At 55.7% G+C, this 15,837-nt stretch carries 17 protein-coding genes and 1 tRNA gene; 17 read left to right on the top strand and 1 reads right to left on the bottom strand.

From position 1 onward, the window contains the following. Nucleotides 1–48: 48 nt before the first annotated feature. From F6V25_RS03780 to F6V25_RS03745, 8 genes are all read left to right on the top strand, one after another. Nucleotides 49–342 (top strand): integration host factor subunit alpha, encoded by a 294-nt coding sequence (locus F6V25_RS03780; RefSeq protein WP_149307918.1) that lies wholly within the window; start codon nucleotides 49–51, stop codon nucleotides 340–342. A gap of 12 nt (nucleotides 343–354) precedes the next feature. Then, nucleotides 355–708, top strand: a complete 354-nt coding sequence (locus F6V25_RS03775) for a MerR family transcriptional regulator (RefSeq protein ID WP_151127308.1) — start codon at nucleotides 355–357, stop codon at nucleotides 706–708. 5 nt (nucleotides 709–713) lie between these two features. Further along, nucleotides 714–790, top strand: a tRNA-Pro gene (locus F6V25_RS03770). A gap of 430 nt (nucleotides 791–1,220) precedes the next feature. After that, a complete protein-coding gene (locus F6V25_RS03765; protein WP_151127307.1) occupies nucleotides 1,221–2,489 on the top strand; it encodes a radical SAM protein in 1,269 nt (422 codons plus the stop codon). 3 nt (nucleotides 2,490–2,492) lie between these two features. Further along, nucleotides 2,493–2,975 carry a pyridoxamine 5'-phosphate oxidase family protein gene (locus F6V25_RS03760; RefSeq protein WP_151127306.1) on the top strand — a complete coding sequence of 161 codons (483 nt, stop codon included), beginning with the start codon at nucleotides 2,493–2,495 and terminating at the stop codon, nucleotides 2,973–2,975. Nucleotides 2,976–3,048: 73 nt separating this feature from the next. Beyond that, entirely contained in the window at nucleotides 3,049–4,062 is a 1,014-nt protein-coding gene (locus F6V25_RS03755; RefSeq protein WP_151127305.1) for an ABC transporter substrate-binding protein, read from the top strand. A gap of 2 nt (nucleotides 4,063–4,064) precedes the next feature. Continuing rightward, nucleotides 4,065–4,844 carry an ABC transporter ATP-binding protein gene (locus F6V25_RS03750; RefSeq protein ID WP_151127304.1) on the top strand — a complete coding sequence of 260 codons (780 nt, stop codon included), beginning with the start codon at nucleotides 4,065–4,067 and terminating at the stop codon, nucleotides 4,842–4,844. Between the two features lie 38 nt (nucleotides 4,845–4,882). Continuing rightward, nucleotides 4,883–5,782, top strand: a complete 900-nt coding sequence (locus F6V25_RS03745; RefSeq protein WP_151127303.1) for an ABC transporter permease — start codon at nucleotides 4,883–4,885, stop codon at nucleotides 5,780–5,782. A gap of 94 nt (nucleotides 5,783–5,876) precedes the next feature. Here the strand turns inward: F6V25_RS03745 and F6V25_RS03740 are convergent, their stop codons facing one another. Further along, nucleotides 5,877–7,277, bottom strand: a complete 1,401-nt coding sequence (locus tag F6V25_RS03740) for an ATPase (protein ID WP_246166950.1) — start codon at nucleotides 7,275–7,277, stop codon at nucleotides 5,877–5,879. Between the two features lie 434 nt (nucleotides 7,278–7,711). Here F6V25_RS03740 and F6V25_RS03735 point away from each other — a divergent pair, with 434 nt between their 5' ends. The 9 genes from F6V25_RS03735 (at nucleotide 7,712) to F6V25_RS03695 (ending at nucleotide 15,832) form a co-directional block, all read left to right on the top strand. Further along, on the top strand, nucleotides 7,712–7,900 hold the full coding sequence (locus F6V25_RS03735) for a Flp family type IVb pilin (RefSeq protein ID WP_151127302.1): 189 nt from the start codon (nucleotides 7,712–7,714) through the stop codon (nucleotides 7,898–7,900). Nucleotides 7,901–8,060: 160 nt separating this feature from the next. Further along, on the top strand, nucleotides 8,061–8,249 hold the full coding sequence (locus tag F6V25_RS03730; RefSeq protein ID WP_151127301.1) for a Flp family type IVb pilin: 189 nt from the start codon (nucleotides 8,061–8,063) through the stop codon (nucleotides 8,247–8,249). Between the two features lie 87 nt (nucleotides 8,250–8,336). After that, nucleotides 8,337–8,768 carry a TadE family protein gene (locus F6V25_RS03725; protein WP_151127300.1) on the top strand — a complete coding sequence of 144 codons (432 nt, stop codon included), beginning with the start codon at nucleotides 8,337–8,339 and terminating at the stop codon, nucleotides 8,766–8,768. Nucleotides 8,769–8,792: 24 nt separating this feature from the next. Continuing rightward, complete coding sequence (gene cpaB, locus F6V25_RS03720; RefSeq protein ID WP_151127299.1) at nucleotides 8,793–9,713, top strand: Flp pilus assembly protein CpaB; 921 nt, start codon at nucleotides 8,793–8,795, stop codon at nucleotides 9,711–9,713. A 67-nt stretch (nucleotides 9,714–9,780) separates the two neighbouring features. After that, nucleotides 9,781–11,202, top strand: a complete 1,422-nt coding sequence (locus F6V25_RS03715; protein WP_246166949.1) for a type II and III secretion system protein family protein — start codon at nucleotides 9,781–9,783, stop codon at nucleotides 11,200–11,202. Then, nucleotides 11,181–12,365 carry a pilus assembly protein TadG-related protein gene (locus F6V25_RS03710; protein ID WP_151127297.1) on the top strand — a complete coding sequence of 395 codons (1,185 nt, stop codon included), beginning with the start codon at nucleotides 11,181–11,183 and terminating at the stop codon, nucleotides 12,363–12,365. Before F6V25_RS03715 ends, F6V25_RS03710 begins: the two co-directional genes overlap by 22 nt. A gap of 28 nt (nucleotides 12,366–12,393) precedes the next feature. Continuing rightward, nucleotides 12,394–13,524, top strand: a complete 1,131-nt coding sequence (locus F6V25_RS03705) for a CpaE/TadZ family protein (RefSeq protein WP_151127296.1) — start codon at nucleotides 12,394–12,396, stop codon at nucleotides 13,522–13,524. 19 nt (nucleotides 13,525–13,543) lie between these two features. Further along, nucleotides 13,544–14,857, top strand: coding sequence for a TadA family conjugal transfer-associated ATPase (locus tag F6V25_RS03700; protein ID WP_151127295.1), 1,314 nt, complete (start codon nucleotides 13,544–13,546; stop codon nucleotides 14,855–14,857). Between the two features lie 12 nt (nucleotides 14,858–14,869). After that, nucleotides 14,870–15,832: a type II secretion system F family protein gene (locus F6V25_RS03695; RefSeq protein ID WP_151127294.1), complete on the top strand. Its 963-nt coding sequence runs from the start codon at nucleotides 14,870–14,872 to the stop codon at nucleotides 15,830–15,832. The last annotated feature ends 5 nt before the right edge of the window (nucleotides 15,833–15,837 follow it).

Genomic DNA, 15,837 nt, shown 5'->3' with positions numbered 1-15,837 from the left:
AATTGCCCTTTGTAAAGAAGCCGTAGAACTTAGCAGATTGAGGTTGTTATGACCAAAGCCGACATCGTAGAAAAAATTCACCAGAAAATCGGGTTCTCGAAAAAGGAGTCCGCTGAAATGGTTGAAACCGTTTTCAGCATCCTGAAGAGCACCTTGGAGGATGGTGAAAAGATTAAGATAGCAGGGTTTGGCAATTTCGTTGTCAAGCGGAAGGCTGACCGGAGAGGGCGCAATCCGCAAACCGGAGAAACCATTACCATTGATGCTCGGCGCATCCTTACTTTCAAACCGAGTCAGGTTCTAAAAAACGCGATCAATACTGTCGCGAAAGAGGCCAAATAAGCATACACTGTTATGGGCACCACCTTCCCCGACAAACTGTACTACAAGATCGGCGAGGTTGCCCAGATGGCGGGCGTAAAGACTTCGGTACTCCGTTTCTGGGAGACTGAGTTCGAGTTTTTGTCACCTGAGAAGAGCACCACCGGTCAGCGGCTGTATTCCAAACGGGAAGTAGATATCATTCTCCTGGTCCGCCGGTTGCTGTATGACGAGAAGTTTACCATTGAAGGTGTAAAGAGAAGAATAACCCCAAAGGGCAAGATCATCGCTGCTGATGAACAGCTCCCGACAGCCCCCCAGGAAAAGTATCTCCTGCTGTTGCGGAATATCAGAGATGAACTTTTGCTCTTGCGGAATCAGATGTAGCATAGCGGTGCGTAGCGCAGCCTGGTAGCGCACTAGACTGGGGGTCTAGTGGTCGCTGGTTCGAATCCAGTCGCACCGACCATTTTAAAGTCCGGCACCATCCGGATAAGTCAAAAAGCCTCGGAATTTCCGGGGCTTTTTCTTTTTTTGTTGTCCAGCTATGTTCTGGACGGATTAGAGACAGGGACGAAGGTTATGACGTGGTAGTGCGAAAGTTTTCTATAACCGGGCTTCTCTGCTATTCATGACCTTCGGGTTATGATGGGTGTCGTTCCTGGTTGTATATAAAATTTATAGAAATTATATTATTTGATTGACACCCCGTATCCGATTTGCTAGATTTTCCACATTACACGTGATGATACCAGGGAATGTCCCCAGGATCACACCGCAGTATTCCAACGACTGACCAGAAAAACTGGAGGCCAAGGAACGAGCGAAGCGCTCTCTCTCCTTGACCTCTTTTTTTGTTGTATCCACTGGTGACCGTTTGACGAGAAAGGAGTGATGTCATGACTCTTGCCCTGGCAAGAAAAATTCCTGGGACGCCCCTGGAGGATGCCGTTCGCCGCTACCCGGACGTACCGCGCCTGATTATCCTCAAGACCGATGTACAGCGTCGGGGTGTGCACTACACCGAAGAGGCGGTCTCCTATCTCGATCCGGAAAAGCACCAGACCACCGGTACCCACATTTTCGGCACCCGCGACGGGGTGATCGCCCTCAGGCCCGAGTCGCTGCTTCTGCGGGACGGCACCTCGATCATCACGACACCGACGCCGCCGGAAGAGAACCCCTATGTTGTCGATCTGCACGACGGCCGGCCCTGGCTGTTCGATGCGGGAGTGGCGCTGGAAGAGGTGGATTACTGGCCCGCCCCGGCATTCTATGGCAAAGACAGCAGTTCCGGCGTGCCGATGAAAAATATCGTCAGCGCCCGTCCCCAGCGGCTGAACATCTTTCCGTACCGCTATTGCACCTTTTGGAACAACGGCAAGGGGTGCGCCTTCTGCGATATCGTCACCCAACTGAAAAAAGGGAGCAGGGAGCTCAAGATACCGGCGCGGCTCGATCCGGTTGAGGTGGGGGCGGTGATCGGCGAGGCGCTGAAGGAGGAGGGACGGTTTTCGACGGTCTTTCTGACCTCCGGCTCCATCGTCGGCGGGTCACGCCCCTTTGACGACGAGATCGACTACTACATCGCCATCCTGAAAGAGGTCGGCAAAAATTTCCGCACCCCAAAGTTTCCCAGCCAGTTGATCGGAACGGCGTTCGAGAAGGAGCAGTTGAAGAGGCTCTATGCCGAAACCGGCCTGACCAGCTACACCTCCGACATCGAGGTGCTGAACGAGGAGTTGTTCAACCGGCATTGCCCCGGCAAAGCGGAATGGATCGGGTATCGCGAGTGGAAAAAGCGGCTGGTGGATGCGGTGGAGATATTCGGGCCGGGCAGGGTGAACACCGGCCTGGTGGCGGGCATCGAACTGGCTGGTCCCCACGGATTTCGCAGTGAGGACGAGGCCCTGGAGCGGACCCTGTCCGAGGCCGAGGATCTGGCCCGGCAGGGGGTGAGCACGGTGCTCATCGTCTGGTCGCCCCGGCCGGATACGGCGCTGGGCGCCTACAAAAACGCCTCGCTGGACTATTACATCCGCCTGGCCCGCGGCCTGCACGCCCTGCGGGTGAAGTACCGGCTCCCCATCGAACATGACAGCTACCGCAACTGCGGCAATCATCCCGACACCGATCTGTCCCGGCTGTTGCCGCTGTGGGAGGAATAAACCATGTCTGAAGATTTACGGAACGCAATCGGGTCGCTGCTGAAAGAACCGGCCACCGTCGCCAGCATCGCCACCCTGGATGAAAACGGCGCACCCCACAGCGTGCCGAGCCCTTTTCTCAGGCTCGACGCTGACGGTCGGCTGGTGCATCTCGAACTTTTGGAAACATCCGCAACCCACCGCAACCTGCTGCGCAGCATCTGGTTCGAACGCCCGGTGTCCGTCACCGTCGCCGGGAGCGATAATCGGGTGCTGGTAACGACGGGGCGAACGTACAAGGCGCTCGTTTCGGGCCCGCTGTTCAGCGAGTACTATCGCGAGGTCCGCGCCCGGCTGGGTGATGTCGGCCTGGCGGCGGTCTGGTTGATCGAGCCGGAGCAGATCCGCGATGAAACCTATGCCGTGCGCAAGGAGCGGGAAGAGGTGCTGCATCCGTTTCATCGGCATCTGGACCGCCTGGCGGTACGGCATGGCGGTGCACCGTAACGAACGCGGCTACCCCGTTATCGGCCATCTCCTGCTGTTGTCTGAACCATTCCAACCATAAGGAGCTGCACACATGGGAAAAAACATGTACACATTCGTCGCCATCGCGGCGCTGGCGCTCGTCGGCCTCGCTGCCGTGCCGTTCAATGCCGCGGCCGAGGTCAAGGAGGTACGACTGGCCAAGCAGTACGGCCTCGGCTACCTGCCGCTGATCATCATGGAAAAGCAGCATCTGATAGAAAAACATGCCAAGGCGGCCGGTCTCGGCGATATCAAAGTCACCTGGGCAACCCTGGGGGGCGGTAGCGCGACCAATGACGCGCTCCTCTCCGGGAGCGTCGATTACATCTCCTCGGGCGTGGCGCCGATGATCCTGCTGTGGGACAAGTCCAAGGGCGCCGTCAAAGGGGTCTCGGCCCTGATTTCATCGCCTAACTACCTGAATACGAACAACCCGGCGGTGAAAACGATCCGGGACTTCACCGCCAAGGACCGTATCGCCCTGCCGGCGGTGAAGGTCTCGATCCAGGCTATCATCCTGCAAATGGCGGCGGCAAAGGAGTTCGGCCAGAATAATTTTTCCAAACTGGACAAACTGACGGTGACCATGAAGCATCCTGACGCCATGGCGGCGCTCCTGTCCGGCAAGTCGGAGGTCACCGGCCATCTCACCAGCCCGCCGTTCATGTTCCAGGAGCTGGACGACAAGCGGGTCAGGACGGTGCTCAACTCATACACGGTCCTCGGCGGGCCGCACACCTTCAATGTCTTCGCCACCACCAAAGCCTTCCACGACAAAAACCCGAAGATCTATGCCGCGGTCTTTGCGGCGCAGGAAGAGGCGACCACCTACATCAACAAGAACAGGCGGGCCGCGGCGGAGATCTACCGCGAGGCCAGCAAGACCAAGGAAAGCCTGGATGACCTGCTCAGAGAGATCAACCAGCCGACCGTGAGCTATACGGTCACACCGCACAATATCACCAGGTTTTCTGATTTCATGTACCAGACCGGGACGATCAAGAGCAGGCCAAAGGGGTGGAAGGATCTGTTCTTCCCCAACGTCCACGCCACCAAGGGGAGCTGACCATGGCTGCCGTTGCGGATACGCCTTTGCTGTCCGTCAAGGGGGTCACGCTGCGCTACCGCGACCAGAACGGCATCGTCACCGCCACCGACAAGGTGGAATTCCAGGTGAGCCGGGGCGACCGGGTCGTGCTGCTGGGCCCCTCCGGGTGCGGAAAATCGACGCTTCTCAAGGCCGTGGGCGGGTTTCTTGCCCCCAGCGAGGGGAATATCACCCTGAACGGCAGGCAGGTGGCGGGTCCCGGACCGGACCGGGTGATGGTGTTCCAGGAATTTGATCAACTGCTTCCCTGGAAGACGGTGCGGGAGAACGTGGCCTTCGGGCTGCTCGCCAGCCGCAGCCTGCCCAAGGGGGAGGCGCATGAACGCGCCCTGGAGGCGATCCGGACGGTCCATCTGGAGCAATTCGCCGATGCCTACCCCCATACCCTGTCGGGGGGGATGAAACAGCGGGTGGCCATCGCCCGCTGTCTGGCCATGAAGCCGGAGATCATCCTGATGGACGAGCCCTTTGCCGCCCTGGACGCCCTGTCGCGCAGACGGATGCAGGATGAGCTGTTGGAGCTCTGGAGCGAATACCAGTTCACCATGTTGTTCGTGACCCACTCCATCGAAGAGGCGCTGCTGCTCGGCAGCAGGATCGTGGTGATGTCCCCTCACCCCGGGCGGGTGGAGGAGATCATCGAGGCGGAGCAGTTGCAGGCGGCCGCCGGGGCCCACCCGGAAATTGCGGAGCGGATCAGGCAGGTCTTGTTTCGGGACGCTCCTGATTACGTGATCTAATGTCCCTGGTTGCCGCAGCACATCACGAGGAGCGCACCATGAAAACAGATAGTACCGCGGTAGGAATGACCGTGCGGGGAACAGTGATGCACGAGGGGAGTCCCTCCACCGGTCCCGGCATACTGGCACAGTTGTGGGACAAAGGGTGGGTTCGGAGGGCGGGGCTTCTGATCCTGCTCTGCGCGCTCTGGGAATGGTATGCGACACGGCTGGCGAACCCGCTCATGGTGCCGACCTTCAGCGCCACGTTGCAGGCGCTGGTCGATGCCGTCAGAAGCGGCGGACTGCCGGCCCGCATCGTCACCTCATTCAAAATCCTCTTGACCGGATACGGCATCGGGGTGCTCCTGGCGCTGATTCTGGCCATGGCCGCCACAATGACGCGACTCGGCTCCGATCTCCTGGAACTCTGCACCTCCATGTTCAACCCGTTGCCCGCCATCGCACTCCTGCCGTTGGCCCTGCTCTGGTTCGGCCTGGGCAACGGGAGCATCATCTTTGTTCTGATTCATGCGGTTCTCTGGCCGGTGGCGCTGAGCGCCCACGGGGGATTCTCGGCGGTCAACGGGACGATCCGCATGGTGGGGCGCAACTACGGCCTCAGCGGCATCCGCTATGCCGCCGTCATCCTGATACCGGCGGCGTTCCCCTCACTTCTGACCGGGCTGCGCAACGGCTGGGCCTTTGCCTGGCGGACGCTTATCGCGGCGGAACTGGTCTTCGGCGTCAGTTCCGGGAGCGGCGGCATCGGCTGGTTTATCTACGAGAACAAACAGCAGTTGGAGATTCCCTCGGTTTTTGCCGGTTTGATAACCGTTATCCTGATCGGCATCGCGGTCGAGAATCTGATCTTCGACCGGATTGAGCGGGCCACGGTCGTCAAATGGGGGATGAAGAGCAGCGGCGGCAGGAACGTAAAAATTCGCAGCGCGGCCTGAAGTCCTCTTCTACAGGAAACCGAGGGGCCCTTCCAAGCTTCACCCGTTGGCAACGAGTGGTGGAAATGGTAAAAATTTTCCTTAATAATGGATGTTATACAAAATAGGTTTTCCATGCCTGATCGATGGCCTCTTTTGTCAATACGGGCTTGGTTTTGTGGAATCGGGCCTGATCGACGAGATGATCAATAATATCGCGCGGATGACAGGCCGCCATCGGGTTCGGCGATTTGCCGTACAACTCATTGGTCAGATAGTTGAAGACTGGCGGCTGGAACTCAACCCCGTTGACCTCACAGACCCTTTTGAAGATATCCTCATATTCCGCAATGCTAGGATGGTCGATGCGGACCTTGTAACGTATGCGCCGCAAGAATGCCTCATCGACTAACTCGCCCGGCTCGATATTCGTGGCGAATAGGACCAGCAGATCGAAGGGAATAGTGAATTTCATACCTGTGTGCAGGCCCATGAAGTCAACTCGCCTTTCAAGCGGGACTATCCAGCGGTTGAGGAGGATTTTGGGCTCGACCTGCTGCCTGCCGAAGTCATCGATGAGGAAAATACCGTTATTGGCTTTCATCTGTAGCGGCGCTTCATAATACTTTGTCACCTGATTGAAGGTGAGGTCGAGCATACTCAACGTCAACTCACCGCCAGCCATGACGACAGGGCGTTTTACCCGTATCCAGCGCCGGTCGGCACGCGGTTCCTGGTCTTCGTCGCTGACCGGGAAGTGGGTGACCGGATCGTAGACCGTAATTATCTGTCCGGCCACATAGAGCGCGTGCGGGACAAAAATGGGGTCCTGAAAGACCCTGCCGATCGCTTCGGCAATGGCCGTCTTGCCGTTTCCTGATGGGCCATAGAGAAATATCGACCTGCCGGAACTGATTGCCGGCCCGATTGTTTTAAGCAGTTGCGGGCTGACAACCAGGTGGGCAAACGCCTCATTAATCTGCTGCTGATCTATCGCGACCAGACGGATGGTCTGGCCATCCACCATCCTGACGTAGTCATCAAGGGAAACGGGTGTCGGACCGACATAGCGGCAGATATCCAGCAACTCCTGGGCACGTTTTTTCCCGGCATCGGTAATCAGGTATCTGTAGGTCCCCGAAGAGTATCCACCAGCGCCAAGAACCTCCACAAGCTTTGCCCGGCGCAGTTGTTCCATCACCTTATCGACAAGATTGACCGGCAGGCAAATCCGTTCCGCCAGCTCCTGCTGGTCGAATTCTCCCATGAACAGGATGTGCTTCGTTGCCAAATCGGTAATAAAGGTGAGCTGCAAGCCGGTCCGCTCAATGGTCGTTGGTGGCTTGGGAATCTGCAGCTCGAATTCGATCAACTGCTTGCTGGAAATAAGGCCGAGCGTCAGCAGGCTTTCGGTCAGCTTGCCGCCATGCAGGAGTTGGCGTACATGAGCCTTTTTCATCTCGGCGGCGGGAATCCCCAAAGATTCAATCCAGCGCTTCATATCCCGTTCAGGCATACCGGTGCTCCTTTCCCTGAGTACTGACTAAATACCCCCCATTACAATCGCCATAATCCTCTTGTTGCTACGTCGATGTCCCTCGCGCGTCCCAGCTTTACCATCCTCCCTCAGTCTCTTACAGGTTGTTTCATGATGTATACGATACCGACATTATTGTCGGTAAAGTTTACAAAACCGTATTTGTTTTTAATGTACTTTAATTATGTTTCAATAAAATTAGTATGTTATAAGGTGGCACTTGTTTTGCAAAATAGATAATTTTTAATATTGCAGATAAAAACAATTGAATTCATTAAATACAATTATATGTAATTAAATTTTCATTTCAATATTTTTATAAAATTATTTGAATCTGGTTGACACACCTTAAAAGGGTGGTAAATAGAAACTAATTATAACTTACTTTGTAAACAAAACAGAGGGGAGTCGCTATGGATACTATCAAACTGCTCGTCTTTAATCTGTTGGCCCGGGCAAAGGGCGAAAAAGGCCAGACGTTGGTTGAATATGCGCTGATCATTGTCTTGATCGCCCTGGCGGCAATCGTTGCCATGAAATACCTGGGCGGCACCGTGAACAATACGTACAGCAACGCCGCCAGCACGCTGGCAAGTCCCTGATAAACCGCCACCTCACCAGGTATTCAGCGGAATGGCTCTTGGAGAGAGCGTTGCACGCGAAGAGACCGGCAACTTTCAATTATACTGGGACCGTTACGATGAGCGGCAAAGATTTGTGAGTCTTGACTGCAACATCACTAAAAAGAGGGGGGAAGTTTCTATGGACACGATCAAATTGTTTGTTATCAACCTGCTGTGCCGCGTCAAGAGTGAAAAAGGTCAAACATTGGTTGAATACGCGCTGATAATTGTTCTGATCGCCTTGGCGGCAATCGTTGCCATGAAATACCTGGGCGGCACCGTGAACAATACGTACAGCAACGCCGCCAGCACGCTGGCAAAACCGTAATCAGGGAATTGGTTGTATTCATGTAAGTTTTTCTTTGGAGGGGGGCATGCCCCCCTCCCTGAAATCCCTGTTACTAAGAGGGCTGCAATGACCTGTCTCCCCCCGTGCCTGCATAGAATCCGTGGTTCAAAAGGACAGGCCCTCGTTGAACTCGCTCTGATCCTCCCCATTCTGTTGCTGTTGATCCTCGGGGTCATCGAATTCGGCAGGGCCTTCTACATGAAGAACACCCTGACCAATGCGGTGCGTCATGCTGCACGAAAAGCTGCCGTCAACACCAGTTGGAATCAGAACTCAATACGTTTCTGGACGTACAGCGCCGTCCCCGCGAGTTGGGGAAACACTTCCGTGATTACCCTGGCCCAATCGAGCCCGGCTTCGCCGCCTTCCAGTGGCAGCGGTGCCGACATTACCGTTACGGCAAAATTGAAATTCAATACCATCGTCCCACATTTCTCTTTTCCCTTTAAAAACTACACGACCATCTCGGCTCAGGCGACGATGCGTTATGAACAATAAATTTCCGCACTCCCCGGAGGAACCATGAACAGATCACAGGCAGTAACCATGGTAACGCTCATTGCCCTGGTGTTTGCAGGGGTAGCTTCCTGGGGCGTTTACTCCTATTTGAAGCAGGAGAGCCTGAAGACCAAACAGGCCTCCAGCTTTGTCATCATGGTCGCGGCAGGTGATATACCGATCGGCACGAAACTGAACGAAACCCATCTCAAACCGGCAGGTTGGCCAAAGGATAGTGTCCCGGCCGGGAGCTTTACCGACGCCAAGTCTCTCGTCAACAGGGTTGCGATTCGCAATCTGAGTGCCGGCGATGCGATTACCGAACAGAAGCTGATGCCGAAGGAGGGGAGTGCGGCGGCCACCGGCGTCATGACGTACATCATTCCTCAGGGGCATCGAGCTGTTACGGTCGGCGTGAACGAAGTGGCTGGCGTGGCGGGCTTCATTGCCCCTAATAACCGGGTCGACGTGGTGCTGACCACCCAGATTCCCAACAATTCCAACGAGATGGTTACGAAGATTATTTTGCAGAATGTACCGGTTCTGGCAACCGGCCAGATCACCGACCAAAAAGACGGCAAGCCGGTTCTCGTTCCCACCGTAACCATGGACCTTACCCCGGAAGATTCGGAAAAGCTGGTGCACGCCTCCCGCAAGGGGTCTCTCCAGCTACTCCTGAGAAACATCATCGATACGGCTCAGGTGGATGTCAAGGGTGGGGCGACCATAAGCACGGTACTCGGTGGAGTTGAACGACCCGTGATTGCGGTTGCCCAAGCAAAGCCTGCTCAGGCCAAGCTTGCCCAAGTCCGTCGTCCGGTGCGGCGCGCAGCGCCGGAAGGGGCCAGAGCCGCAATTCGCCCACTGCCCGCCGCCCCCATGGGCCACAAGGTGACGGTGATCGACGGGGGGGCTCGTACGACCAAGGAATTCCTGCTGCAATAATCCGCCATGGTGGACAACTCCTGGACGAGGTGCTTCAATGATCAAACTCCGCAAACAGAGATATTTCTTGCCCGTTTTGAGCCTTCTTCTGGCAGTGGCGCTGGTTTCCCCAGCCATGGCCGGCATTCCCTTGGAGGTGGGGCTTTTCAAAAGCACTCTGTTAAAATTGAACAAAAAGATGGTGCTGGTCACCCTGGCCAACACAAGGAAGTCCGACCAGGAAAAGGATGCCGACATCGTCGCCAAGTCGGACAAGATCGACCTGGAACGGCGCCGTTCCCAGGATTCGGGGCCGTCGAACACGAACAAGTTTGTCACCCTGGATGTTCTCTCCCCCTATGATCTGAAACTGGACGGCATCATGATCGGCAACACCAGCATGATTATCTGGACTAAGGACGATAAGGATGAAAAGCCCGTAGCCACATTTTATGACGTGAAGGTCACGGGCGACCGTTCGGCCATTGAGGCCCAATTGAAGGAAATGGCGCCCAATGATGCGATCAATGTCCAGTTTGCCAACGATACCGTTATTCTGACCGGCAGCGTGGCCAACGACCAGACCCGCCTCAAGGCCGAAAACACCGCCAAGGCGTTCGCCACCAAGGTGCTCAATCATATTGTCATCGACAACCCCCAGCAGGTGTTGCTCCAGGTGAAGGTCGCCCAGATGGATAAAACCGCTCTGAAAAATATGGGGGTCAGTTTCATGATCAAGGGGAGCAAAGGCGAGGGGTTCTCCAATCTGATCGGCGCCCCCTCCGGCAGCGCCTCGTCGGGGTCATCCTCCTCTTCCAGTTCCGGCGGTATTTCTGGAACCGCGTCCGGCCTGGGAAGCTTTAACCCTCTCGACGCCTATCAGATCGGCGCCGCCTATTTCCCAGGTGGTGTCGGTGCGGTGTTGCAGGCACTGGCGACCAAGGGATACGCCAAGATCCTGGCCGAGCCCAACATGCTGGTAAAGAGCGGGCAGGAGGGTAACTTCCTGGCGGGAAGCAAGATTCCCTACAGCGTCCTTCTCTCATCCGGGGGGACCACAACCACAACCATCGTCTTTCAGGATGTGGGGGTCAAGCTCAAGTTCAAGCCGGAGGTCCTGGAGAACGGCCTGATAAGCCTAAAGCTGGACCCGGCGGAGGTGAGCAGCCTTTCCGGCACCCTGGCGGTGAACGGCTACCCCATCATTGATACCAGAACCTTGCAGACGAGCGTGGAGTTGAAGGACGGCGAGAGCCTGGTCCTGGCCGGTCTGCTTCAGGAAGAGGCGATCAAGACCATGTCCAAGATTCCGCTCTTGGGTGATATCCCGATCCTGGGGGCGCTCTTCCGCTCCACCCAGGACAGCACCACGGAAAAAGAGCTGGTGTTCTTTATCACGCCAAAGATCGTCAAACCCCTGGCTCCGGGAGTACGGCCGGAACTCCCCACGGACCGGAAGCTGACCCCTGAACAAGAGAGGGAGCTCAAATGGATGCCGCTCGGAGAGTAGGACAATTTAGCCCATTGCACAACGAGCGTGGGGTTGCGGTCGTCTACATTGCCGTTGCTCTCGTGGTTTTAATCCTGATCGCCGGCTTGGCCATCGACCTCGGCTATATGTACCTTACCAAGGCGCAGTTGCAGAATGCCGCCGATGCCGGGGCACTCGCCGGAGCTCAAAAAATGAAACAGGTTGGTCTCTCACACGATGCAAGCCAGGCTCTTTCCAGGACAGAGGCGCAGACGTTTGCCCAGAAAAACAATGCAGCCAACGCGAGTGTTCAACTTGCTTCTGACGGCTCCAACACCTTGAGCAACGGCAATGACATTACAGTCGGCCATTGGGACAGCCTGACGCGCACCTATACCCCTGGGGCAGCTGGCACCAACATTTTCAATGCAATACAGGTACGGACCCGCCGCACCGCCCTTTCGCCTGCCGGACCGGTCAACACCTTCCTTGCGAAAATCCGGCCGGAATTGCATAGCATGGAGGCTGCCTCCCAGGCGATTGCCACCATCCCTGCCAGGGCCGGAAATTTCACGTCGTTTTGCTCCCAGGCATGCGGAGTTTGCAACTATGATCCGAGCACTTCAACCTTCGACTTAAACGATGCATCAACTTGGCCGACTGCGTGTCAACAGACCGTAATCTCGCAGCCGGCACCCGATCCCAGTGGTTTGAACTCTGCCGACAAGTTCGCCTGGACAACGCTTCTGGACAATCCATCTTCTTCCAGTGCGCTCTCTGACCTGGTACGAACCGGCGCGCCCAATCAAGATGTCTGCGGCAAGGATATCTATACCACCATGGGGCAGGACACAAATGTTATGCGTGATATGGCTTCCAACATGTATGACCCATATATCGACAACACCAACAAAACGATAGTGTCAGGCAATGTCACCGAATGGTGGGTTATTGTTCCGGTTACGGAGAGTTGTCCTCCCGGCAGTCAAGGAGGTTTTGACCCAAAAATAGTTACCCGATATGCCAAGATCAGGATACAGGCCATCTGCGTCAATGGTGTTGCCGGCTACACCGGCTATAAGGACGGATCTGGTGAATGCAGTCATGCCTGGGACGGCAATATCGTGTATGACCGGATCATGTGTGTCGGCTGTGCCGATGCCAGCTTGCTGTATGGCACCAAAGTGAATCTAGTAAAATAAATATAAACTCAATACGGAAAGCTCATTCATGTCCCAAAACCTCTCCATAGCCATTATTGATTCAGACCGTGAAACGCGGGAAGCCATTGAAAGCCTGATCCTGCCCTATGGCGACAAGGTTAAACTTACGGGGGCGACCGGGGACTTCAGTGAGGGGTATCGGTTGATCCAGACGAACAATCCGTCGGTTGTCATTCTGGGGGTTGCACAACTGGAGGTGGGGGTTGAACAGGTTCAGCACATCTTGGCACATTTTCCCGCCACCGCCATCTTTGTCGCCACCACCGAGAAAAACCCGGACTGGATACTCAGGCTCATGCGGTCTGGCGCTTCCGAATATTTCCTGAAGCCGGTCGCGAAAACAGAGCTGTTCGAAGCGCTCCGGAAGGTAGCGAAAAACCTGTCGCCATTGACAAACGGCCAGGTTACGCAGCGGCAGGGGAAGATCATATCGGTATATAACCCGGTGGGTGGGGTGGGGACGACGACCATTGCCGTGAACCTTGCCGCGACTCTTGCCGCCAGCAACGATAATGTGGCTTTGGTGGATTTCAACCTCTTCTGCGGCGATGTGGCCTCCTTTCTGGATATCGACCCGAAGTATACCCTGAGCAGCGTCACCAACAACGTGAACCGCCTTGACGCGGACTTTCTCCGTGCCAGCATGACGCGCCATGCGTCGGGAATCTATCTGCTGAGTGAGCCGCTTGAAGTGGAAGAAACCTTGAGTATCACCGCCGAGCAGATCACCCAGGTGCTCACCTTCCTCAAAAGCGCTTTTTCCTACGTGGTCATCGATACCGGAGGGCCGCTTTTCGGAGCGAATCTCATTACGTTCAGGGATTCCGACCACCTGCTCTTCAATACGGTCCTGACCCTGCCGGCGCTCAAAAACGTCCGCCGCTATCTTGCAGCACTGGAAAACAAGGGCATCGCGCGGAGCGCGGTAAAGATAGTGGTAAACCGCTATCTGCCCAAGGCAGACATCAAGATCGGCGACGCTGAAAACGTTCTTGGAACCAAGGTGTTCGCAACCATTCCCAACGAATATGGGGCGGTCATCGACTCGATCAACAAAGGGGTGCCGGTTGTGAATCTTTACCCGCGTTCGCCGATCACTGCTGCTATTGCCAAACTTATCACCCAGCTGAACAGCTGATGCCGCAGGAGACCTGTTCATGATTTTCAACGACCATTTCGGGCCCAAAAATCAGAAACTTCCTGTTGAAAAGAATTTGGTCTTTTTCCAGGAATTGAAGCAGCGGATCCACCACCGCCTCATTGAGCGCATCGACATCAGCAAACTCGATTACCTGGGAAGCGGCGACCTGACACGGGAAATAGGTTCGATCATCGAGGGCCTGATTGCCAATGAAGGGGTGCCGCTCAATCAAACGGAAAAAGAGAAACTGCTCGTCGATATTCAACACGAGACATTCGGGCTCGGCCCCTTGGAGCCGCTGCTCTCCGACCCCTCAATCTCCGACATCCTGGTCAACAACTGCAGCAATGTGTACATCGAACGTAAGGGCAAGCTGCAGAAAACAGACATTATTTTTCGCGATAACAACCATTTGATGCAAATAATCGAGCGCATCGTTTCTCGCGTCGGCAGGCGCATCGACGAATCTTCGCCCTATGTGGATGCCCGCCTTTCCGACGGTTCCAGGGTCAACGCCATCATCCCCCCCCTGGCGATCGACGGGCCGGTTCTTTCCATCCGCCGCTTCGGGGTCGATCCCTTGAAGATGAGCGACCTCATGGCCCTTGGCACGGTCGATGAACGGATGGCCGTTATCCTGCAAAATTGCGTCAAGACACGTTTGAACATCCTCATCTCTGGAGGTACCGGCACCGGCAAGACCACGATGTTGAACGTGCTTTCCGAATACATTCCCGAAGTCGAGCGGATCGTCACCATAGAGGATTCCGCGGAATTGCAGATGAAACAGGATCACGTGGTCAGGCTGGAAACCCGCCCTCCCAACATCGAGGGGAAAGGTGAGGTCACGCAGCGCGACCTGGTACGGAACGCTCTGCGTATGCGGCCGGACCGGATCGTTCTCGGCGAGGTGCGCAGCAGCGAGGCTCTGGATATGTTACAGGCCATGAATACCGGCCATGACGGCTCCATCTCCACCATTCACGCCAACTCGCCCCGGGACGCCCTGTCCCGGTTAGGGACCATGGTCATGATGGCCGGGATGGATCTCCCCGACAAGGCGATTCGCGAACAAATATCGTCGGCAATAAATCTCCTCATTCAGTTGGTGCGTTTTCCGGACGGGTCGCGCAAGGTCATCAAGATCGCCGAGATTACGGGTATGGAAGGGAACACGGTCGTCATGCAGGATATCTTTGTCTTTGACCAGCAGGGTGTCGATGCTGACGGCAAGGTTATCGGCACCTTCAAAGCGACGGGAATCCGACCGCACTTCATGCAGCGGTTCAAGCTTTCGGGAATAAACCTGCCGAACGAAATATTCGAATAAGACGGAGAATCTATGTTCTTAGCCGTTTTTTTCACATTTGTAGCGGTTTTCCTGCTGGTATCGGCGCTCGTGCTCGCTTACCTGCGTTCGCAGGAATCCCCGAAAGCGGTCTTGAAACGGCGGCTCCGCAGGATGGCCAAAACGGGCGTAGACGATGCCATGTCGGAGGACCTGCGCTCGGAAATTATTAAAGAAACACCCCAATTCGAGCGCTTGGTGACCATGTTCCGTTTCGGTCGCGCCATCGGACGGCTCCTGGACCATGCCGGAGTGGCCATCGACCTGACCATGTTCATACTGCTGGTGATTCTTCTCCCGGCTGTTTCTTTCTGTGGAATCTTTCTATTTACCCACCGGTTGATCTTTGCCGTATGCGCGGCACTCGCGGCCGCAGTGGTCCCGTTCATGTTCCTCTATTTCAAAAAAGTGCGGCGGCAGGACAAATTCACCGAACAGCTGCCCGATGCCCTGAGCATGATCTCCCGTTCCCTGCGGGCCGGCCATTCCCTGACCAGTGCCATAGAACTGGTTGCCCAGGAGTCGGATGAGCCGCTGCGCGACCTCTTCAAAACCGCCTATGAACAGCAAAAACTCGGCCTCAGGATTACCGATTCCCTGGCCGGTATGACCGATCGCATGGAAAGTATCGATTTACGGTTTTTTGTGGCCTCCATTGAACTCAACAACGATATCGGCGGGAATCTGTCGGAAATCCTCGACAAACTGGCCGGGACGATCCGGGAACGCCTGAAGATCAAGCGGCAGGTGCAGGTCATCACCGCCCAGGGCCGGCTGTCGGGATACATCCTGGCCGCTCTCCCCATCGCCACCTTTTTCATGTTCAATATCATGATGCCCGGTTATGAAGATGTGCTGTTCAAAGAAAAACTCGGGAGCCAGTTGTTGATCGGCGCCATCTGCGCCCAACTTTCCGGGTTTCTGTGGATCAAAAAAATTATCTCGATCAAGGTCTAGGATGG

Origin of the sequence: Oryzomonas japonica (assembly GCF_008802365.1) — a bacterium.
Classification (GTDB): Bacteria; Desulfobacterota; Desulfuromonadia; order Geobacterales; family Pseudopelobacteraceae; genus Oryzomonas; species Oryzomonas japonica.
Note: the sequence above shows the minus strand (reverse complement) of the source record. Positions and strands in the feature narration are given on the sequence as shown.